Here is an 18891-nt window from a genome sequence, read left to right on the forward strand (position 1 = left end):
GCGGAGCATTGGGGAGGGTCGCATTTGGCGGGGGCAAAAGAAAAGGGGGCAAAAGATGACGGGTCTGAAGCGTAGGCGGGTGCTCGCGTGCGGTGTTGCGGTCGCGGCGATGGCACCATTTTGCGGATTGGCGTCAGCACAGGAGGACGATGCGGCGCGGCGCTTCGGAACGCTTCCCGGCGTCATGCAGGCCAGCCTGTCGCCCGATGGACAGCGGCTGGCGTTTATCGCTCCCAACAAGGGGCAGGCGAATGACCTCTATGTCGTCGACATCGCCGATAACAGTGCGCCTCGGCGTATATTGCGGTCGAGCGGTGATCCCGAATGGTTGTACTGGTGTCGATGGGCCAACGACCGGCGGCTCATCTGCCAGGTCGGCGGTGTGCAGAAATATGGCGACGAATTGCTGGGGTTCAGCAACATCGTCGGAGTCGATGCCGACGGTCGCAATGCGAAATCGCTGAGCGTTCGCCGCGGACGCAACGCACTGGGCTATGATCTGCGGGGCGGAGGCGTCATCGACTGGCTGCCCGATCAGGAGGATTCGATCCTGATGACGCGCAGCCATGTTCCGGAGGTCAACCGCTATACATCCTCGTTGATTACAAAGGATGCGGAGGGGCTGGGAGTCGACCGAGTCGACGTGCAGTCGGGCAGCGTGCGCGTGGTTGAAAAGCCGCACCCCGATGCCGTCGAATTCATCACCGACGGCAAGGGGCGTCTGCGTATCATGGGGACGCATCCGATTAAGGGGCGGACCGATAATCTGAGCCGCACGCTTACCTATCTTTTCCAACCTGCCGCCGGCGGCAACTGGCAGCCGCTGTCGACGGTCGACGTGCTGACGTCGGACGGGTTCGATCCCTATACCGTCGATGCCGCGACCGATCGTGCCATCGGTTTCGACAAGGTCGACGGGCGCCGCGCGGCGGTCGCCAGGCGACTCGATGGATCGGGGGCCACCGAAACCCTCTTCGCGCATCCGCATGTTGATGTTGACGGGCTGGTTCGCGTGGGCCGCGATCAGCGCGTTGTCGGCGTGACTTTCGCCACCGAAAAGCGCCAGATGGTCGTGACCGATCCCAAGGTGGAGGCGATGGCCCAGGCGCTGGCGCGCGCGCTCGGCGACAAGCAGGTCAATTTTATTGATGCGTCGGCCGACGAAAAGCATTGGTTGCTGTGGGTGGGATCCGACACCGACGCCGGACGCTATTATCGCTATACGCCTGCCGCCAAGGAATTGCGTCCGTTGCTCGATGAGCGACCGCTGCTGGCGGATATCACTCTCTCTCCCGTTCGTCCGATCCGCTATGCTTCGGCCGACGGCACGTCGATCCCTGGCTATCTGACGCTCCCGCCGGGGCGCAGCGACGCGAAAGGGCTTCCCGCCATCGTCATGCCGCATGGCGGCCCATCTGCGCGCGATGAATGGGGCTTCGACTGGCTCGCGCAATATCTCGCGCACAAGGGTTTCGCCGTCGTGCAGCCCAATTTTCGCGGTTCGGCCGGCTATGGCGACGAATGGTTCGTGATCAATGGTTTCCAGTCGTGGCGGACCGCGATCGGCGACATCGACGATGCGGGCCGCTGGCTGCTGTCGCAGGGCGCCGATCCCGCCCGCCTGTCGATCGTCGGCTGGTCCTATGGTGGATATGCGGCGCTGCAATCGGGCGTCGTCGATCCCGGCCTATTCAAGGCCATCGTCGCGATCGCGCCCGTTACCGATCTCGAAATGCTGAAGAACGACAGCAAGAAATACACTTCGGAGCGCATCGTGCGCGACTACATCGGGTCCGGGCCGCACGTCCGCGAAGGGTCGCCGTTACGGAACGCTGCTGCGATCCGGGTGCCCGTGCTGATGGTGCATGGCACGTTCGACCAGAATGTCGACATCGAACAATCGCGGGCGATGAAGCGCGCGCTCACGGCCGCGGGCGGCCGGGTGGAACTCATCGAATATCCGGGGCTGGCGCACAGTTTGTCTGACAGCAAGAGCCGGACCGAGATGCTCACGCGCATTGCAGCCTTCCTGCCGCGCTGAAACGAAAAGAGGCGGCCCGTTGCCGGACCGCCTCTTTGATTTCGTGATCCGGAACGATCAGCGCGAATAGAATTCGACGACCAGGTTCGGTTCCATCTTCACCGGATAGGGCACTTCGTCGAGCGCGGGGACACGGACGAAGGTCGCCTTGGTGCCGTCGACCGCGACATATTCGGGCAGGTCGCGCTCGGGCAGGCTCTGCGCTTCGGCGACCAGCGCCATTTCCTGGGCCTTCTTGCCCAGCGTGACTTCGTCGCCCGGCTTCACGAGGCGGCTCGCGATGTTGCACTTGACGCCGTTCACATAGACGTGGCCGTGGCTGACGAGCTGGCGGGCCGAGAAGATCGTCGGCGCGAACTTGGCGCGGTAGACGATCGCGTCGAGGCGGCGTTCGAGCAGGCCGATCAGATTCTGGCTCGTATCGCCCTTCATTCGCGCGGCTTCGATATAGTTCTTCTTGAACTGCTTTTCGGTGATGTCGCCGTAGTAACCCTTCAGCTTCTGCTTGGCGCGAAGCTGGATGCCATAGTCGGACATCTTGCCCTTGCGGCGCTGGCCATGCTGGCCGGGGCCGTATTCGCGGCGGTTGACCGGGCTCTTCGGGCGGCCCCAGATATTCTCGCCCATGCGGCGGTCGAGTTTGTACTTGGCGCTGTGGCGCTTCGACATCGGTCGTCTCCAATCTGCTGTGTGCCGAGGGATTTCGGCTTGTGTCCCGGGTCGCACCACAGGAAAGCCTTCCTGCGCGACCGCCGCTTCACCGGGGTGCGGGGTCCATTGCGAAGGCGCGCCGTTAGACGGAGCGTGTGTCCGAGTCAAGTGCGGCGACCCGCTCGACAGCGCCGAAAAAGCCGCTAAAGGCGACGCACATGACAGCCAAACCGCCCGAACAATGCCAGACGATGATCGAGGTGCGCGAAGGGGTCGACCAGGTCGACCGCGAACTGGTCGCGCTGCTGGCGCGTCGCTTCGGTTATATGGACGCGGCGGCGCGGATCAAGGCCGAGCGCGGCGCGGTCCGCGACGAGCCGCGCAAGGCGCAGGTGCTCGACAATGTGGGGCGCGCGGCCGAAGCGGCGGGGCTCGACGCGGCGCGCATCCGGGCGGTGTGGAACGAACTGGTCGAACAGTCGATCGCACACGAGTTCGACCGCTGGGACGATCTGCGCGCCTAATTATCGTCGCCGCGAGCCGATTTCCGCGCTTTCCCCAGCGTCGTAACGATGCCGTGCATCATCCTGATATCATTGTGCGACCATCCGGTCTTGGTCAGCGCGGTGCGCAGCGTGCGCAGCGTCGCGGTGGTGCGTTCGGGCGGAAAGAAATAGCCCGCCGCATCGAGATCGCGGACGAGGTGATCGATCAGATCCTCCAGTTCCCGATGCGGAGCAGGGGGATCGAGCGGCACGTCGGGCGGGCTCGCGAGCGCTTCGCCCTTCGACCATTCATAGGCGATCAGGATCACCGCCTGCGCGAGGTTCAGCGATCCGAAAGCAGGATTGATCGGCACGGTGACGATGTTGTGCGCGAGCGCGACATCGTCGCTGTCGAGCCCCGACCGTTCGGGGCCGAAGACATAGGCCGAGCGACCGGACGTGGTATGAACCTGCGTCGCGGCGGCTTCGGGCGTCAGCACCGGCTTGGTGACGCCGCGCTTGCGCACGGTCGTGGCGTAGACGTGAGTGCAGTCGGCGACCGCATCGGCGAGCGTGCCGAAGACCCGGGCGTTGGCAAGCACGACGTCGGCGCCCGACGCCGCGGGGCCGGCGGCCGGATTGGGCCAGCCGTCGCGCGGGGCGACGAGGCGGAGTTCGGTCAGCCCGAAGTTGAGCATCGCGCGCGCCACGGTGCCGATATTCTCACCGAGCTGCGGACGGACGAGGACGATAACCGGGACGGGCGCCTTGGTCACGAGCCGCCCTTGTGCGCTGCTTCGTTGATCGTCGAGGCGAATTCCTCGAAATCCTTCGCTTCGGTGAAATCGCGATAGACGCTGGCGAAGCGGATATAGGCGACGCTGTCGAAGCCTTTCAGCGCCTCCATCACCATCGCGCCGATCTGCGAGGCCTTCACCTCATTCTCGCCCGATGTTTCGAGCTGACGCTGGATGCCCGACACCAGCCGCTCGATGCGCGCGCCATCGATCGGGCGCTTGCGGCACGCGATCTGGACGCTGCGCATCAGCTTCTCGCGGTCGAAGGGTTCGCGGCTGCCGCCCGCCTTGAGCACCGCAACCTCGCGAAGCTGGATGCGCTCGAAGGTGGTGAAGCGCGCGCCGCAGTCCTCGCACTGGCGGCGGCGGCGGATCGCGGCGCCGTCCTCGGTCGGACGGCTGTCCTTCACCTGGCTGTCTTCATGGCCGCAATAGGGACAGCGCATCGCTCAGCGTTTCACCCGGCCATAGAGCGCGATCGCCGCCCCCGCGAGCAGGCCGACCGGCCAGCTCACGACGGGCAGCAACGCACCGGCGACCGCGCCGATCGCCCCGCCGGTCAGCACCGGGCGCGTCGAGGGATGGTCCATCCCCTGACGGCCCATCGCCTTGACCTCTTCGATCGTCAGTTCGACCAGCGTCGGCTCCTCGGGGTGCTGGCGCGCCATCATCCTATCCCTGATAGATGGGGAAGCGTTCGCACAGGGCGCGGACGCGCGCGCGGACGTCGGCCTCGACATCGGCGTCACCCTGCTCGCCCTTGTCGCGCAGCGCTTCGAGCACGTCGGCGACCATGTCGCCGATCGCCTCGAATTCGGCGATGCCGAAGCCGCGCGTCGTGCCGGCGGGCGATCCGACGCGGATGCCGCTGGTCTTGACCGGCGGCAGCGGGTCGAAGGGGACGCCATTCTTGTTGCAGGTGATCGCGCTGCGTTCGAGCGCTTCGTCCGCGTCGCGGCCGGTGATGCCGAGCGGGCGCAGGTCGATCAACGCAAGGTGCGTGTCGGTCCCGCCCGCGACGATATCGGCGCCCCGAGCCTTCAGCCGGTTCGCCAACGCCTGCGCGTTGGCGATCGTCGCCCTGGCGTAGGTCTTGAACTCAGGGCGCAGCGCTTCGCCGAAGGCGACCGCCTTCGCGGCGATGACATGCACCAGCGGGCCGCCCTGCAGGCCCGGGAAGACCGCCGAGTTGATCCGCTTCGCGATCGCTTCGTCATTGGTCAGCACCATGCCGCCGCGCGGGCCGCGCAGCGTCTTGTGCGTCGTCGTGGTGACGACATGCGCATGTTCCATCGGCGACGGGTGCGCGCCGCCCGCGACGAGGCCCGCGAAATGCGCCATGTCGACCATCAGCAGCGCGCCGACATCGTCGGCGATGGCGCGGAAGCGCGCGAAGTCGAGCGTGCGCGGATAGGCCGAACCGCCCGCGATGATCAGCGCCGGCCGATGCTCCTTGGCAAGGCGTTCGACCTGGTCGAAATCGACGAGATGATCGTCGGCGCGCACGCCATATTGGATGGCGTTAAACCATTTGCCCGACAGCGCCGGCGCGGCGCCGTGCGTCAGGTGGCCGCCGGCGTCGAGGCTCATGCCGAGGATCGTCGCGCCCGGCTTGGTCAGCGCCAGCATCACCGCACCGTTCGCTTGCGCGCCCGAATGCGGCTGAACGTTGGCGAAATTGCAGTCGAAAAGCTGCTTCGCGCGGTCGATCGCCAGCGTCTCGACCTCGTCCGACGGACCGCAGCCCTGATAATAGCGGCGGCCCGGATAGCCTTCGGCATATTTGTTGGTGAAGACCGATCCCTGCGCCTCGAGCACCGCCTTCGAGACGATGTTCTCGGACGCGATCAGTTCGATCTGATAGCGTTCGCGTTCCAGCTCATGCTGCATCGCCGCCGCGACCGCGGGGTCGGTCGTGCCGACGCCGTCGGTGAAATAACCGGCCGATTTGATGGGCTTGTCGAGCGTGTCTGTGGTCATCGGCTGGTCTCCAGTTGCGGGTTGGAAAGCTTGTCGACGCGGCGCGCGTGGCGGTCGCCGGCGAAATCGGTGGACAGGAAGGCGGTCAGGCACGCCTTCGCCATGTCGATGCCGGTCAGCCGCGCGCCCATCGCGATGACGTTCGCGTCATTATGCTCGCGTGCGAGCCTCGCCGACAGCGGTTCGGAAACGAGCGCACAGCGGCACGCCGGGTTGCGATTGACCGAGATCGAGATGCCGATGCCCGACCCGCACAGCGCGACGCCGCGCTCCGCGCCGCCGGTCGCGACCGCATCGGCGAGAGCGTAGCCATAATCGGGATAATCGACCGATTCCGGCCCGTTGGTGCCGAGGTCGGCAACCTCGTGCCCCTCGCCGCGCAGCCATTCCGCCAGCAGGGCCTTCAGCTCATATGCGGCATGGTCGGATGCAATGGCGATGCGCATGGCGCGTCTCCCGCTGGGTTTCGAGGGAATCGGATGAGCGCGCTTTAGGCGAAGCCGCCCCGCTTTGCCATAAGCGAGGTGGTAAATTTGTGACGCGGGCGATAAGGCGGCGCGATGTCCGACACGATCATGTCCGTTCTGGTGTTCACCGGGGTCGCGCTGACCGGCGGCGGCGCCTATCTCTTTCGCAAGGGAGACCGGCGCCGCGCGCTGCTGATGTTCGTCGCGGCGCTGGTGATGTTCGCCAATGTCGCGATCTGGCTGATCCCGACGACCTGATGCGTCGCCCCCGCGACGGGTTGTTACCGGATCGGTGAATCGGGCGCGAGCCGCATGTCCAGATAATTGTCGAGGCTCTTCATCAACTGGTCGAGTTCATGCTCGAAGAAGTGGTTCGCGCGCGGAATCTCGTCGTGATGGATGGTGATGCCCTTTTGCGTCCGCAGCTTGTCGACCAGCTTCTGCACCGCGGTGGGCGGCACGATCTCGTCCGCGCCGCCCGCGACGATGATCCCCGACGAAGGGCAGGGCGCGAGGAAACTGAAATCATACATGTTCGCGGGCGGCGCCACCGACAGGAAGCCCCGGATTTCGGGGCGGCGCATCAGAAGCTGCATGCCGATCCAGGCGCCGAAGCTGAAGCCGGCGACCCAGGTCGTCTGCGCCTCGGGATGGATGGACTGCACCCAGTCGAGCGCCGACGCGGCATCGGAGAGTTCGCCGATGCCGTTGTCGAACGTCCCCTGGCTGCGTCCGACGCCGCGGAAGTTGAAGCGCAACGTCGCAAAGCCGCGCGCGACGAAGCTCTTGTACATCGCCTGGGTGATGCGGTCGTTCATCGTGCCTCCGCCCTGCGGATGCGGATGCAGGATCAGCGCGACCGGCGCGCGCGGGCGCGGCGGGGGAGAGAAGCGGCCTTCGATGCGGCCCTCGGGGCCGGGGAAAATGACGTCGGGCATGGAGCACCTTTATCTGTGTCGGGCTGGCCACCGATTCGCGTGGGGTACGGGGTGGCGGAGCGGAATTGGCGCCTATATAGAAAATCGGTGGCAAGTTGCAACTTTTGCGAATCGTTCGCAATAAGTGCTTGTTCGTCACCCGGATTTGATCCGGGGTCCATTCTTTCGACGCTGCGTGAATGGACCCCGGATCAAGTCCGGGGTGACGATGATGAGAGATGGAAGAGCAGAGACCGGCGGAATGATCTACCTCGACTACCAGGCCACGACGCCGCTCGCCCCCGAAGCGCGCCAGGCGATGCTGCGCTGGCTGTCCGATGACGGCGACAGCTTCGCCAATCCGTCGAGCACGCACAAGGCCGGCCGCGCCGCCGCCGCCGCGGTCGAGGTCGCGCGCGACCAGGTCGCGGCGCTGCTGCCGAAGGGAGGGCGCGTCTTCTTCACCTCGGGCGCGACCGAGGCGCTCAACTGGGCGCTGCTGCGCGGCGCGGAGGCGAAGCCGGGCGGCGTCGCGGGGCTCGCCATCGAACATGCCGCGTCGCTGCAATGCCTCGAACGCCTGAATGCGGCGGTCCTGCCGGTCGATGGCGAGGGGCTGGCGCTCCCCCCCGATGCGGCGCTGATTCCGGAGGGCGGCATCGTCGCGGCGATGCTCGTCAACAATGAGGTCGGGACGATCCAGCCGGTCGCCGATTTCGTCGCCGCCGCGCATGCGAGGCAAAGCCTGCTGCTGTGCGATGCGGTGCAGGGTTACGGCCGCGTCGCGATTCCCGATGGGCCGGACCTGATCGCGCTGTCGGCGCACAAGATCCACGGGCCGAAGGGGATCGGCGCGCTGTGGGTGAAGGACGGCGTCGACCTGCCGCCGCTGCTGCTCGGCGGCGCGCAGGAACAGGGAATGCGGTCGGGCACCGTGTCGCCCGCACTGTGCGCCGGCTTCGGCGCGGCGGCGGCACTGATGGCGGAGCGCGCGGACACCGACGCGCGCCATGTCGAGCGCCTCTGGTCGCTTGCGCTCGACGGCCTGCCCGGATGGACGGTGAACGGTTCGGTCGAGCGGCGCTATCACGGCAATCTCAACATCCGGCGCGAGGGGGTGAACGGACTGCGCCTGATGTCCGATGCGCGGAACGTCGCCTTCTCGCTCGGCAGCGCGTGCGGCAGCGGCTCCGGAAAGGTCAGCCATGTGCTTCGCGCGATGGGGGTAAGCGAGGCCGATGCGCGCGCCTCGATCCGCCTCGGCTGGGGGCGCTATACCAGCGAGGCGGAATTGCGCGACGGCCTGACCGCGATCAGGGACGCGGCGCGGCTGCAGGGAGTCGATTGATGCGCGTCACTTTCATCCACGCCGATGGCAAGGGTCGCACCGAGGCCGAGGCGGTCCCCGGCGACGTCCTGCTCGACGTCGCGCAGGCGCATCTGATGCCGCTCGAGGGCACATGCGAAGGCCAGATGGCCTGCTCGACCTGCCACGTCATCGTCGTGCGCGAGGATTTCGACCGCCTGCCGCCCGCGAGCGAAGAGGAAGAGGATATGCTCGACCTCGCCGCCGGCGCCCGCCGCACCAGCCGCCTGTCGTGCCAGATCGTGCTGACCGAGGCGCTCGACGGACTGACCGTGCATATCCCGGGGGAAAGCCGCAACATGCAGGGCGCGCGTTGAATCGACCTCAGACGATACCATGCTCTTTCAGAAGCGCCCGTTCGTCGCCCGATACCCAGCCGAAAACCTTTGGTTCGTCCTCCAGTTTCTGAACGAAGTAGTGAACGTCGAAGTCTATTGCCACATCCGGTCGATCCTTGCGGGCATAATGTGCCGTCCAGGCGACATGGGCCACGCAATGATGCTCATCCATGGGGGAAACGCGGATGTCGCGTATCCGCATCTCCTTCGTCCCCATCGCCCGATAGCGTTCATAGCCCTGCGCCATGACCTGTTTCAGCTGATCGTCGTTCTTGCCGGTCACCACGCCCGCAGGCGATGCTGCGATGAACTCCGACGCATATAGCGCCGCGACCTCCGTCATATCGGTGTCGCCGGCGAGGGAGCGGTTGAAGACGCTCTCATATCCTTCTTACGCTGGCTTCCATCGTCCGTCCTCCGGGTGCCGCCATGATCTGTAGGAAGCCGGAAATGGAAATTCAAATCCGAAAGATGTCTACAGAACGGCTCCTGCTTGCATTTCGCGCGATCCGCCGCCATATCCGCGCCGGGAGTCGGGCGGACGCAGTCTTCGCCAACCCGGTCAGGTCCGGAAGGAAGCAGCCGCAACGAATTCGCTGCGGGTCGTTCCGGCTCCCACCCTCACGACATGTCTGAATCGTCACCCCGGGATGACGTAAGCATGTGGGTGCGGCGGCCTCGCATTCCCCTTCGACAAGCGCTCCGGCCGCCCCTAAGACGGGCGCATGAGCGATTCCGCCGACGATGAACCCGCGATGCCGGGAATGGACCTGCCCGAAACGCCGGCGCAGCCCGCCGCGCAGGCCGGGCCTTACCGCGTCCTTGCGCGCAAATATCGGCCGCAGACCTTTGCCGAACTGATCGGCCAGGACGCGATGGTCCGCACGCTCGGCAATGCGATCGCCCGCGATCGGCTCGCGCATGCTTTCCTGATGACCGGGGTGCGCGGTGTCGGCAAGACCTCGACCGCGCGGCTGATCGCCAAGGCGCTCAACTGCATCGGTCCCGACGGGCAGGGCGGGCCGACGATCGATCCGTGCGGCGTCTGCGAACCGTGCCGCGCGATCACCGAAGGCCGCCATATCGACGTGATCGAGATGGATGCCGCGTCGAACACCGGCGTCGACGACGTGCGCGAGATCATCGAGGCGGTGCGCTACGCCGCGGTGTCGGCACGCTACAAGATCTACATCATCGACGAAGTGCACATGCTGTCGCGCAACGCCTTCAACGCGCTGCTGAAAACGCTTGAGGAACCCCCGCCGCACGTCAAGTTCCTGTTTGCGACGACAGAGGTCAACAAGGTGCCGGTGACGGTGCTGTCGCGCTGCCAGCGCTTCGACCTCCGCCGCATCACCCCCGACATGCTGTTCGCGCATTTCAGCGCCATCCTCCAGAAGGAAGGGGTGGAGGCGGAGGCGCCGGCGATCTGGCTGATCGCCAATGCGGCCGAGGGTTCGGTGCGCGACGGGCTGTCGATCCTCGACCAGGCGATCGCGCACGCCGATCTCGAATCCGGCGGCGGCGGTGGCCGGATCGCCGCCGAGCAGGTGCGCACGATGCTCGGCCTGTCGGATCGCTCGACGATCGCGCAACTCATGGCGGCGATCCTGGAGGGCGATGCGGGCGGCGCGATCGACCTCGCCCGCGCCCAATATGCGCTGGGGATCGAACCGGTCGCGATGGTGCGCGGGCTGATGGACCTGACGCATGCCGTCACCCTTGCCAAGGTGTCGCGCCACGAGGACCCGGCGCTGTCGGACGATGACCGCGCGCGCATCGGCGACTGGGCGCAGAAGCTGGGCTTCGCGCCGCTGAACCGCCTCTGGCAGCTCCTGCTCAAGGGGCATGAGGAGGTGCTGCGCGCGAATAATCCGCTCGAGCATCTCGAAATGCTGCTGCTGCGCGTCATCTACGCCGCCTCGCTGCCCGATCCGGGCGAGCTCGCGAAGCGCATCGAGGCGGGCGGTGCGTCCGCCCTGTCGGCGCCCCCTTCGCCGGGTCCCGCGGCGGCCGGACCGGAGAGCGCGGCAGTGGCGCCCGCCGAGACTCCGGCGGTGGCGCTCACGATCCGGCAGATTCATCATCTTCTCGACAGCAGCGGGCACCAGCAGCTCGCACGGCAGGTCCATGACGAGGTGCGCGTGATCGAGCTGGAGCCCGGGCTGCTGGTGTTCGCCGCGGTCCCGACGCTCGACGGCGATTTCGCGCGCCGGCTGGGGGAGGTGCTGCGCGCGCAGACGGGCAGTCATTGGCAAGTGCGCGCCGGCGAAGGCGAGGCGCGCCCGAGCCTGAAGGACGTGGCGGAAGCGAAGAGCGCCGACAATGACGCGCGGATTCGCGAACTGCCTGTCGTGAAGGCTGCCCTGGCGGCTTTTCCCGACGCAAGGCTTGTCGAGGACGAGCATCATCAGCAAAGGTTCCAGTCATGAAATCCATCGAGGAAATGATGAAGGCGGCGCAGGAAGCGGCCGCTTCGGTGCAGGCGCAGATGCAGGAGGCGCAGGCCAAGCTCGACACGATCGAGGTCGAAGGCGTCTCGGGCGGCGGGCTCGTGCGGATTCGCGCCAGCGCGAAGGGGCGGATCAAGGGCATCGCGATCGACGACAGCCTGATGGTCCCGGGCGAGAAGCAGATGCTCGAGGACCTGCTCGCCGCCGCCTTCAACGACGCGCGCGACAAGGCCGACCAGGCGAGTAACGAGGAAATGGGCAAGATGACGAGCGGCCTGCCGCTGCCCCCGGGCTTCAAGCTGCCGTTCTGAGGTCTCCCCGGCGCCCTGAACCCCCGTTCGCGGAGTTGGGAGGTCGCCGTTCAGCCCCGTGTCATTGAATAGGCGGCAGGTTACGCCATATTAGCGATAACGACCCTATGAACAGGGAGGCGCGTCCGCTCGGAGCGCCTTCCAGGAGCCCTGATGAGCCAGACCTTTCCCCTTCTTCCGCTACGTGACATCGTCGTTTTCCCGCACATGATCGTTCCGCTGTTCGTCGGCCGCGACCGTTCGGTCGCGGCGCTCGAGACGGCGATGGAGGCCGACAAGGAAATCTTCCTCGTCGCCCAGCTCGATCCGGGCGAGGACGATCCGGTACGCGACGACCTCTACGATACCGGCGTAATTGCAACGGTGCTCCAACTCCTGAAGTTGCCCGACGGCACCGTCCGCGTGCTCGTCGAGGGCAAGCAGCGCGCCCGGCTGATCGACCTCGCGACCGAGGACAAGGCCGTGATGGCGACCGTCGATCCCACCGCCGACGCGGTCGACGACAGCGTCGACACCGCCGCGCTGATGCGGTCGGTGGTCGACCAGTTCGAGCAATATGCGAAGCTCAACAAGAAGATGCCCGCCGAAACCGCGGTGCAACTCTCGCAGATCGACGACGCCTCGCGCCTCGCCGATTCGGTCGCCGGCAACCTCAACATCAAGGTCGCCGACAAGCAGGCGCTGCTTGTGGAAGAGGCGCCCGCCAAGCGGCTCGAAATGGTGTTCGCCTTCATGGAGGGCGAACTCGGCGTGCTGCAGGTCGAAAAGAAGATCCGCGGCCGCGTGAAGCGGCAGATGGAGAAGAGCCAGCGCGAATATTATCTCAACGAACAGTTGAAGGCGATCCAGCGCGAACTCGGTAACGACAATGGCGAGGGTGGCGACGATCTTGCCGAACTCCAGACGAAGATCGACACGCTCAAGCTGTCGAAGGAAGCCAAGGCCAAGGCCGAAGCCGAATTGAAGAAGCTGCGTGCGATGGCGCCGATGTCGGCCGAGGCGACGGTCGTCCGCAACTATCTCGACACGCTGCTCGGCCTGCCCTGGGGCAAGAAGTCGAAGCTCAAGAAGGATATCGCGACCGCGCAGGCGGTGCTCGACGACGACCATTATGCGCTCGAAAAGGTCAAGGACCGCATCGTCGAATATCTCGCGGTGCAGGCGCGGACCAACAAGCTGAAGGGGCCGATCCTGTGCCTCGTCGGCCCGCCGGGCGTCGGCAAGACCTCGCTGGGCCGCAGCATCGCCAAGGCGACGGGCCGCGCGTTCGTGCGCCAGTCGCTGGGCGGCGTGCGTGACGAGGCCGAGATTCGCGGCCATCGCCGCACCTATATCGGCTCGCTGCCGGGCAAGATCGTCACCAACCTCAAGAAGGCGGGGGCGATGAACCCGCTGATCCTGCTCGACGAGATCGACAAGCTCGGCCAGGATTTCCGCGGCGACCCGGCGTCGGCGCTGCTCGAGGTGCTCGATCCCGAACAGAATGCGAAGTTCCAGGACCATTATCTGGAAATCGACGTCGACCTGTCGGACGTGATGTTCGTGACGACGGCCAACTCGCTCAACCTGCCGCAGCCTTTGCTCGACCGCATGGAGATCATCCGGCTCGAAGGCTATACCGAGGACGAGAAGGTCGAGATCGCCAAGCGTCACCTGATCGCCAAGCAGGTCGAGGCGCATGGGCTGAAGCCCGACGAGTTCGAACTGACCGAAGACGGGCTGCGCGACCTCATCCGCTATTACACGCGTGAAGCGGGCGTCCGCACGCTGGAGCGCGAGATCGCGCGGCTGGCGCGCAAGGCGCTGCGCCGGATTCTCGAAGGCAAGGTGACGAGCGTCACCATCACGCCCGAGAATCTGGCCGAGTTTTCCGGCGTGCAGAAATTCCGCCACGGCGTCGGCGATCGCGAGGATCAGGTCGGTGCGGTCACCGGCCTTGCCTGGACCGAGGTCGGCGGCGAACTGCTGACGATCGAGGCGGTGACCGTCGCCGGCAAGGGCCAGGTGCGGACGACCGGCAAGCTCGGCGAGGTGATGACCGAATCGGTGCAGGCGGCGCTGTCGTTCGTGAAGGCGCGCGCCCCGGCCTATGGCATCAAGCCCAGCCTGTTCGCGCGCAAGGACATCCATATCCACCTGCCCGAAGGCGCGGTGCCCAAGGACGGTCCGTCGGCGGGCGTCGGCATGGTCACCGCGATGGTGTCGACGCTCACCGGCATCCCGGTGCGCAAGGATGTCGCGATGACCGGCGAGGTGACGCTGCGCGGGCGGGTGCTCGCGATCGGCGGGCTCAAGGAAAAGCTGCTCGCGGCGCTGCGCGGCGGCATCACGACCGTCCTGATTCCCGAGGAGAATGAGAAGGATCTGGTCGAGATTCCGGCGAATATCACCGAGAAGCTCCGGATCGTGCCGGTCAGTCACGCCGACCAGGTCCTGGCCGAAGCGTTGACCGGACCCGTCGAACCGATCGAGTGGACCGAGGCCGACGAACTGGCCGCGTCGCCGCCGCTGGCGCCCGGCGCCGACCCCGAATCGGCGATCCGGCACTGACCGGGCGTGGCGTACGGAGCGCTTTTCGTCGCAAAAACGCCGATTCGGGGCGTTTTTCCCCGTTTTTTGCTTTGACAAGGCGGGGTGAAACGGCGTTAGTGACGCGCCATGGCAAGGCCATGAATCACTTACAACCACTCACAGGGGTTCCTTAGGCATGAACAAGCAAGACCTGATCGCCACCGTCGCTGACTCGAGCGGCCTGACCAAGGGCGATGCGAGCAAGGCGGTCGAGGCCGTTTTCGACGCGATTACCGCATCGCTGAAGAAGGGCGGCGAAGTCCGTCTCGTCGGCTTCGGGACGTTCTCGGTCAGCAAGCGCAAGGCGTCGACCGGCCGCAACCCGCGCACCGGCGAGACGATGACCATCGCGGCGTCGAACCAGCCGAAGTTCAAGGCCGGCAAGGCCCTCAAGGACGCCTGCAACTAAGGCAGGCGCCTTTTGGCGAACAAATCTCGGGCCGCGGCGCAAGTCGCGGCCCGATTTGCATGCGGTGCGTGCAAAAGCCCGTTGCAATCATCGCCGCAGCGGTTATGGACGACCCGCTTTCGGACGCGGCATCAGCCGCAACATGCCGGAACGGGCGCGTAGCTCAGTGGTAGAGCACACCCTTCACACGGGTGGGGTCGCAAGTTCAATCCTTGCCGCGCCCACCATGATCCGGACGGCCGAACCCGAAGCGATATGGGGGCTGACCACGTCATTCATCGCCTATTCAATGCGTCGGACTTACAGGATGCGGTCATGACCCGCGCCCTGATCCTTTCGCTCGCTTCGGCGGTCCTGCTTTCGACGGGCGCCCCCGCGGCCGCGCGCGGCGACCGCGATCAGGACCATCTGCGCGAGGCGGCGGCGCAGGGCGAGGTGATCCCGCTCAACAAGCTGATCGCGGAGGTGCGCTCGCGTCCGCCCTATAATGGAATGACCTATCTCGGCGGGCCGCAGTTCATCGCCAGCCAGATGGTCTATGCGCTCAAGTTCATGGACGGCAGCCAGGTCGTCGTCGTCTATGTCGACGCGCGCACCGGCCGCATCGTGGGCCGCAAGCCCTGAATTCCTTCCGCTGAATCCCGCTTCGTGCAACGACATTTTGCGATGATCGTTCGGAGTTGTTAGACAGTCGCAACCCAGGCGGCCGGCGGGTGCCGGTCCGCGGCAGAAAGGCCTTTGAATGCGGATCCTGATTGTTGAAGATGAACCCACGCTCGGGCCGCAGCTCAAGGCGACGCTCGAAGCAAACGGCTATGCCGTCGACCTTGCCACCGACGGCGAGGAGGGGCATTTCCTGGGTTCGACCGAAAGCTACGATGCCGCGATCCTCGACCTCGGCCTGCCGGAGATCGACGGGCTGACCGTGCTCGACCGCTGGCGCAAGGAAAAGCGCAATTTCCCCGTGCTCGTCCTGACCGCGCGCGACAGCTGGTCGGACAAGGTCGCCGGGCTCGACGCCGGTGCCGACGACTATCTCGCCAAGCCTTTCCAGACCGAGGAACTGATCGCGCGGCTGCGCGCGCTGATCCGCCGTGCCTCGGGCAATGCGTCGAGCGAACTCGTCGCGGGCAAGGTGCGCCTCGACACCCGCTCGGGCCGCGTGACGCTCGGCGGCGAGCCGGTGAAACTGACCGCGCAGGAATATAAGCTGCTCTCCTACCTCCTGCACCACAAGGGCAAGGTGGTGTCGCGCACCGAGCTGATCGAGCATATCTACGATCAGGATTTCGACCGCGATTCGAACACGATCGAGGTTTTCGTGACGCGCATCCGCAAGAAGCTGGGCGCCGACATCATCACCACCATCCGCGGCCTCGGATACCAGCTCGACGATCCACAGGATTGACCGTCGGCCGATGACCGAGGGGGATGCGGCGAAAGCGGAAGCGGCGAGCGACGATTTCGCATCGCGCCCGGCGCTGACGAGCCGCATCACCGGCTCGCTGGCGCGGCGCATGATCGCGATCGCCGCGCTGTGGATATCGCTGCTGCTGATCGGCGGCGGCTTCGCGCTCGACCGGGTGCTGACCGGCGCGATAACGCGCAATTTCGATTCGAACCTCGAATATGTGCTGATCGCGATGATCCGCTCGTCGGAAATCGGTCCCGACGGCGAGGTGCGGATGATCGAGCCGCTCGGCGATCAGCGATTCCTCGAACCGTACAGCGGCCTTTACTGGCAGATCAGCGGCGGCGGGCAGGAACCCTATCCGTCGCGCTCGCTGTGGGAGCGTCGCCTCGACACGTCGGACAAGCACGACGACCGGCAACTCCACACCTATGACAGCCGCCAGTTCCCCGATGAGGAACTGCGCGTGCTCGAGCGTGATGTCGTGCTGCCCGGCAGCAAGGTCAACTGGCGCTTCCAGATCGCCCAGTCGCGCGAGGCGCTCGACCTTCAGATCCGGGCGGTGCGCGCGACGCTGATCCCCAGCCTGGCGCTGCTCGGCCTTGGCCTGATCGTGCTCGCGGGCTTGCAGACCTTCTATGGCCTGTGGCCGCTGCGCCATATCCGCCGCGCGATCGCGGCGATGCGCGGCGGGGAAAATCGCCGCATCATCGCGCCGCTGCCGCTGGAGGTGCAGCCGATGGTCGATGAACTCAACGCGCTGCTCGCGCACAATGAAAAGCAGGCGGAGGAGGCGCGGCTGCACGCCGGCAACCTCGCCCATGCTCTCAAGACGCCGCTGACCGTCCTGCTCACTAGCGCCACCGGTTCGACGAGCGACCTCGCCGACATCGTGCGGCGCGAGGCGGCGGCGATGCGGCGGCAGGTCGACCATCATCTGGCGCGCGCGCGCGCGGTCGGTCGGCGCGGCGCGGCGCAGGCGCGCGCCAATGTCTTCGCCAGCGTCGACAGCGTGTCGCGCGCGGTCGCCGCACTCTATCCCGACGTGCGGCTGGACGCCGCGGGCGACAGGAATGTCGTCGCGCGCGTCGAGCGCCAGGACCTCGACGAACTGGTCGGCAACCTGCTCGACAATGCCGCCAAATATGGTGGCGGCAGCGTCTTCGTCACGGTGCAGCGCGACGGCAACATGGCAGAGATATTGATCGAGGACGACGGCGCGGGCATTTCGCCGACCGATCGCGATCGCATCTTCGACCGCGGCGTACGGCTCGACAGCAACAAGCCCGGAACCGGTCTGGGCCTGGCGATCGTCCGCGACGTCGCCGAAATCTATGGCGGCAGCGTCGCGCTGGAGGAAAGCGAGGACCTGGGCGGCGCGCTCGTGCGCCTACGGCTACCGGCGGGGTAGCGGTACAGGTTGCTGGAGCGGTGGACATTCCCCATCTTCGTCATCCCCGCGAAAGCGGGGGTCCAGAGCATGCGCCAGCTGACCTTTCCCTGGCTTCCCGCTTTCGCGGGAACGACAAGGTGAAAGTAAGAAGGGCGCTCCACCTCCCGGCTCACCGAACCCGCGCGAAATTCCGCTGTCCTGCATTATCCGGCCGTGCCGGCATGACGATGACTCTTTGACCCGTTCGCCGTTCGCCTGCCCAATCGCGCATACGGGGCTTTTGTGGCTTAAGCCGCCCCGACCTCCAGCCCGCGCTGCACCGCCGGCCGCGCGAGCCCGCGGTCGAGCCAAGCCTGCACGTTGCGGAACCGCTCGAACCCGACGATGTCGGCGGCGTCGTAGAACCCGATCAGGTTGCGCACCCAGCCGAGCAGCGAGATGTCGGCGATGCTGTAACCCTCGTCCATGATCCACGTCCGTCCATCGAGCCGGTCGTCGAGCACCCCGAGCAGCCGCGCGGATTCGGCCGCGTAGCGGTCGCGCGGACGCTTGTCCTCATAGTCGCGTCCGGCGAACTTGTGGAAGAAGCCGAGCTGGCCGAACATCGGGCCGGCACCGCCCATCTGCCACATCACCCACTGGATCGTTTCGTAGCGGGCGTTGGGATCGGCGGGCAGGAACATCCCCGTCTTGTCGGCGAGATAGATCAGGATCGCCCCCGATTCGAACAGCGCCAGCGGCTTTCCGCCCGGTCCGTCGGGATCGTAGATCGCCGGAATCTTGCCGTTGGGGTTCAGTGCCAGAAAGGCCGGGTCATGGCTTTCGTTCGCCATGATGTCGATGCGATGCGCCTCATAGGGCAGGCCCGTTTCCTCGAGCATGATGCTCGCCTTGACGCCGTTGGGGGTCGGCGCGGTGAAGAGTTGCAGCCGCTCGGGATGGCGCGCCGGCCATTTGGCGAAAATGGGGTGATCGAGGGTCATGCACCGGCCTCCCTTTTGAAATGTTCGTGGTGGCGGATCACTTCGTCGATGATGAAGCGGAGGAATTTCTCGCTGAACTCGGGGTCGAGGTCGGCCTCCCGGGCCAGGCCGCGCAGCCGCTCGACCTGGCGCGCCTCGCGGTCGGGATCGGCAGGCGGCAGGTCGATCCGTGCCTTCAACTCGCCCACCGCCTTCGTCACCTTGAACCGTTCGGCGAGCATATAGATCAGCGCCGCGTCGATATTGTCGATGCTCTGGCGGTAACGGCTCAACTGGTCGTCCATGCGCGGCTCCTCTCGTGCCCGGCACGCTTGGCAC

The 18891-nt window shown here is 66.0% G+C and carries 22 protein-coding genes, 1 tRNA gene and 1 other RNA gene; 14 read left to right on the forward strand and 10 right to left on the reverse strand.

The window, feature by feature from the left end; genetic code table 11:
• The first annotated feature begins 55 nt into the window (after positions 1 to 55).
• A complete protein-coding gene (locus AC2S9W_RS12520; RefSeq protein WP_104959569.1) occupies positions 56 to 2041 on the forward strand; it encodes a S9 family peptidase in 1986 nt (661 codons plus the stop codon).
• A gap of 57 nt (positions 2042 to 2098) precedes the next feature.
• Here AC2S9W_RS12520 and rpsD read toward each other — a convergent pair whose 3' ends face one another.
• Positions 2099 to 2710: a 30S ribosomal protein S4 gene (gene rpsD / locus AC2S9W_RS12525; RefSeq protein WP_067107752.1), complete on the reverse strand. Its 612-nt coding sequence runs from the start codon at positions 2708 to 2710 to the stop codon at positions 2099 to 2101.
• Between the two features lie 200 nt (positions 2711 to 2910).
• Here rpsD and AC2S9W_RS12530 point away from each other — a divergent pair, with 200 nt between their 5' ends.
• Positions 2911 to 3216, forward strand: coding sequence for a chorismate mutase (locus AC2S9W_RS12530; RefSeq protein ID WP_067107749.1), 306 nt, complete (start codon positions 2911 to 2913; stop codon positions 3214 to 3216).
• Here the strand turns inward: AC2S9W_RS12530 and AC2S9W_RS12535 are convergent.
• The 5 genes from AC2S9W_RS12535 to rpiB are packed head-to-tail and all read right to left on the reverse strand — an operon-like array spanning position 3213 to position 6400.
• The gene (locus AC2S9W_RS12535; RefSeq protein ID WP_104959570.1) at positions 3213 to 3953 is read right to left on the reverse strand and encodes an RNA methyltransferase; all 741 of its coding nucleotides are present in this window, start codon (positions 3951 to 3953) and stop codon (positions 3213 to 3215) included. The genes AC2S9W_RS12530 and AC2S9W_RS12535 overlap by 4 nt on opposite strands.
• A complete protein-coding gene (gene nrdR / locus AC2S9W_RS12540) occupies positions 3950 to 4420 on the reverse strand; it encodes a transcriptional regulator NrdR (protein ID WP_067107743.1) in 471 nt (156 codons plus the stop codon). The genes AC2S9W_RS12535 and nrdR overlap by 4 nt, the downstream gene beginning before the upstream one ends.
• 3 nt (positions 4421 to 4423) lie before the next feature.
• Positions 4424 to 4642 (reverse strand): hypothetical protein, encoded by a 219-nt coding sequence (locus tag AC2S9W_RS12545; protein WP_076077890.1) that lies wholly within the window; start codon positions 4640 to 4642, stop codon positions 4424 to 4426.
• A gap of 4 nt (positions 4643 to 4646) precedes the next feature.
• Positions 4647 to 5954 carry a serine hydroxymethyltransferase gene (gene glyA, locus AC2S9W_RS12550; protein ID WP_067107740.1) on the reverse strand — a complete coding sequence of 436 codons (1308 nt, stop codon included), beginning with the start codon at positions 5952 to 5954 and terminating at the stop codon, positions 4647 to 4649.
• Complete coding sequence (rpiB, locus tag AC2S9W_RS12555) at positions 5951 to 6400, reverse strand: ribose 5-phosphate isomerase B (RefSeq protein ID WP_067107737.1); 450 nt, start codon at positions 6398 to 6400, stop codon at positions 5951 to 5953. Before rpiB ends, glyA begins: the two co-directional genes overlap by 4 nt.
• A gap of 114 nt (positions 6401 to 6514) precedes the next feature.
• Here rpiB and AC2S9W_RS12560 point away from each other — a divergent pair, with 114 nt between their 5' ends.
• Entirely contained in the window at positions 6515 to 6679 is a 165-nt protein-coding gene (locus AC2S9W_RS12560; RefSeq protein WP_169799658.1) for a hypothetical protein, read from the forward strand.
• A gap of 23 nt (positions 6680 to 6702) precedes the next feature.
• On the opposite strand, the gene AC2S9W_RS12565 is transcribed toward AC2S9W_RS12560, so the two are convergent.
• Positions 6703 to 7359 carry an alpha/beta hydrolase gene (locus AC2S9W_RS12565; RefSeq protein ID WP_067107735.1) on the reverse strand — a complete coding sequence of 219 codons (657 nt, stop codon included), beginning with the start codon at positions 7357 to 7359 and terminating at the stop codon, positions 6703 to 6705.
• 241 nt (positions 7360 to 7600) lie between these two features.
• Here AC2S9W_RS12565 and AC2S9W_RS12570 point away from each other — a divergent pair, with 241 nt between their 5' ends.
• Both AC2S9W_RS12570 and AC2S9W_RS12575 read left to right on the forward strand, forming a co-directional pair.
• Complete coding sequence (locus AC2S9W_RS12570; RefSeq protein WP_076075634.1) at positions 7601 to 8686, forward strand: cysteine desulfurase family protein; 1086 nt, start codon at positions 7601 to 7603, stop codon at positions 8684 to 8686.
• Positions 8683 to 9021 carry a 2Fe-2S iron-sulfur cluster-binding protein gene (locus AC2S9W_RS12575; protein WP_104959571.1) on the forward strand — a complete coding sequence of 113 codons (339 nt, stop codon included), beginning with the start codon at positions 8683 to 8685 and terminating at the stop codon, positions 9019 to 9021. Before AC2S9W_RS12570 ends, AC2S9W_RS12575 begins: the two co-directional genes overlap by 4 nt.
• Before the next feature lie 7 nt (positions 9022 to 9028).
• Here AC2S9W_RS12575 and AC2S9W_RS12580 read toward each other — a convergent pair whose 3' ends face one another.
• Positions 9029 to 9385, reverse strand: a complete 357-nt coding sequence (locus tag AC2S9W_RS12580) for a nuclear transport factor 2 family protein (RefSeq protein WP_199775073.1) — start codon at positions 9383 to 9385, stop codon at positions 9029 to 9031.
• A 182-nt stretch (positions 9386 to 9567) separates the two neighbouring features.
• On the opposite strand from AC2S9W_RS12580, the gene ffs reads away from it, so the two are divergent.
• The 9 genes from ffs (at position 9568) to AC2S9W_RS12625 (ending at position 17608) form a co-directional block, all read left to right on the forward strand.
• An RNA gene (gene ffs, locus AC2S9W_RS12585) (signal recognition particle sRNA small type) lies at positions 9568 to 9665 on the forward strand.
• Between the two features lie 102 nt (positions 9666 to 9767).
• Positions 9768 to 11474 (forward strand): DNA polymerase III subunit gamma/tau, encoded by a 1707-nt coding sequence (locus tag AC2S9W_RS12590; protein WP_082797028.1) that lies wholly within the window; start codon positions 9768 to 9770, stop codon positions 11472 to 11474.
• Entirely contained in the window at positions 11471 to 11806 is a 336-nt protein-coding gene (locus AC2S9W_RS12595) for a YbaB/EbfC family nucleoid-associated protein (protein WP_067107723.1), read from the forward strand. The genes AC2S9W_RS12590 and AC2S9W_RS12595 overlap by 4 nt, the downstream gene beginning before the upstream one ends.
• Positions 11807 to 11959: 153 nt before the next feature.
• Complete coding sequence (gene lon / locus AC2S9W_RS12600; RefSeq protein ID WP_076075625.1) at positions 11960 to 14356, forward strand: endopeptidase La; 2397 nt, start codon at positions 11960 to 11962, stop codon at positions 14354 to 14356.
• Between the two features lie 157 nt (positions 14357 to 14513).
• Complete coding sequence (locus tag AC2S9W_RS12605) at positions 14514 to 14786, forward strand: HU family DNA-binding protein (protein ID WP_067107716.1); 273 nt, start codon at positions 14514 to 14516, stop codon at positions 14784 to 14786.
• Positions 14787 to 14938: 152 nt separating this feature from the next.
• Positions 14939 to 15013, forward strand: a tRNA-Val gene (locus tag AC2S9W_RS12610).
• 88 nt (positions 15014 to 15101) lie between these two features.
• Positions 15102 to 15410: a hypothetical protein gene (locus tag AC2S9W_RS12615; RefSeq protein WP_067183997.1), complete on the forward strand. Its 309-nt coding sequence runs from the start codon at positions 15102 to 15104 to the stop codon at positions 15408 to 15410.
• A 118-nt stretch (positions 15411 to 15528) separates the two neighbouring features.
• Positions 15529 to 16194: a response regulator transcription factor gene (locus AC2S9W_RS12620; protein ID WP_067107710.1), complete on the forward strand. Its 666-nt coding sequence runs from the start codon at positions 15529 to 15531 to the stop codon at positions 16192 to 16194.
• Between the two features lie 10 nt (positions 16195 to 16204).
• Entirely contained in the window at positions 16205 to 17608 is a 1404-nt protein-coding gene (locus AC2S9W_RS12625; protein ID WP_212597244.1) for a sensor histidine kinase, read from the forward strand.
• Between the two features lie 269 nt (positions 17609 to 17877).
• Here AC2S9W_RS12625 and AC2S9W_RS12630 read toward each other — a convergent pair whose 3' ends face one another.
• Both AC2S9W_RS12630 and AC2S9W_RS12635 read right to left on the reverse strand, forming a co-directional pair.
• Positions 17878 to 18573, reverse strand: coding sequence for a glutathione S-transferase N-terminal domain-containing protein (locus AC2S9W_RS12630; RefSeq protein WP_076075620.1), 696 nt, complete (start codon positions 18571 to 18573; stop codon positions 17878 to 17880).
• Complete coding sequence (locus AC2S9W_RS12635; protein ID WP_067107705.1) at positions 18570 to 18857, reverse strand: chorismate mutase; 288 nt, start codon at positions 18855 to 18857, stop codon at positions 18570 to 18572. The genes AC2S9W_RS12630 and AC2S9W_RS12635 overlap by 4 nt, the downstream gene beginning before the upstream one ends.
• Between the last annotated feature and the right edge of the window lie 34 nt (positions 18858 to 18891).

The sequence above is a fragment of the Sphingopyxis sp. 550B genome, from assembly GCF_057401805.1.

Excerpts from the sequence above, each read along its gene's own strand:
- AC2S9W_RS12520 (WP_104959569.1), top strand. The coding sequence starts at position 56 with ATGACGGGTCTGAAGCGTAGGCGGGTGCTCGCGTGCGGTGTTGCGGTC.
- rpsD (WP_067107752.1), bottom strand. The coding sequence starts at position 2,710 with ATGTCGAAGCGCCACAGCGCCAAGTACAAACTCGACCGCCGCATGGGC.
- AC2S9W_RS12530 (WP_067107749.1), top strand. The coding sequence starts at position 2,911 with ATGACAGCCAAACCGCCCGAACAATGCCAGACGATGATCGAGGTGCGC.
- nrdR (WP_067107743.1), bottom strand. The coding sequence starts at position 4,420 with ATGCGCTGTCCCTATTGCGGCCATGAAGACAGCCAGGTGAAGGACAGC.
- AC2S9W_RS12545 (WP_076077890.1), bottom strand. The coding sequence starts at position 4,642 with ATGGCGCGCCAGCACCCCGAGGAGCCGACGCTGGTCGAACTGACGATC.
- glyA (WP_067107740.1), bottom strand. The coding sequence starts at position 5,954 with ATGACCACAGACACGCTCGACAAGCCCATCAAATCGGCCGGTTATTTC.
- rpiB (WP_067107737.1), bottom strand. The coding sequence starts at position 6,400 with ATGCGCATCGCCATTGCATCCGACCATGCCGCATATGAGCTGAAGGCC.
- AC2S9W_RS12560 (WP_169799658.1), top strand. The coding sequence starts at position 6,515 with ATGTCCGACACGATCATGTCCGTTCTGGTGTTCACCGGGGTCGCGCTG.
- AC2S9W_RS12565 (WP_067107735.1), bottom strand. The coding sequence starts at position 7,359 with ATGCCCGACGTCATTTTCCCCGGCCCCGAGGGCCGCATCGAAGGCCGC.
- AC2S9W_RS12570 (WP_076075634.1), top strand. The coding sequence starts at position 7,601 with ATGATCTACCTCGACTACCAGGCCACGACGCCGCTCGCCCCCGAAGCG.
- AC2S9W_RS12580 (WP_199775073.1), bottom strand. The coding sequence starts at position 9,385 with ATGACGGAGGTCGCGGCGCTATATGCGTCGGAGTTCATCGCAGCATCG.
- AC2S9W_RS12590 (WP_082797028.1), top strand. The coding sequence starts at position 9,768 with ATGAGCGATTCCGCCGACGATGAACCCGCGATGCCGGGAATGGACCTG.
- AC2S9W_RS12595 (WP_067107723.1), top strand. The coding sequence starts at position 11,471 with ATGAAATCCATCGAGGAAATGATGAAGGCGGCGCAGGAAGCGGCCGCT.
- lon (WP_076075625.1), top strand. The coding sequence starts at position 11,960 with ATGAGCCAGACCTTTCCCCTTCTTCCGCTACGTGACATCGTCGTTTTC.
- AC2S9W_RS12605 (WP_067107716.1), top strand. The coding sequence starts at position 14,514 with ATGAACAAGCAAGACCTGATCGCCACCGTCGCTGACTCGAGCGGCCTG.
- AC2S9W_RS12615 (WP_067183997.1), top strand. The coding sequence starts at position 15,102 with ATGACCCGCGCCCTGATCCTTTCGCTCGCTTCGGCGGTCCTGCTTTCG.
- AC2S9W_RS12620 (WP_067107710.1), top strand. The coding sequence starts at position 15,529 with ATGCGGATCCTGATTGTTGAAGATGAACCCACGCTCGGGCCGCAGCTC.
- AC2S9W_RS12625 (WP_212597244.1), top strand. The coding sequence starts at position 16,205 with ATGACCGAGGGGGATGCGGCGAAAGCGGAAGCGGCGAGCGACGATTTC.
- AC2S9W_RS12630 (WP_076075620.1), bottom strand. The coding sequence starts at position 18,573 with ATGACCCTCGATCACCCCATTTTCGCCAAATGGCCGGCGCGCCATCCC.
- AC2S9W_RS12635 (WP_067107705.1), bottom strand. The coding sequence starts at position 18,857 with ATGGACGACCAGTTGAGCCGTTACCGCCAGAGCATCGACAATATCGAC.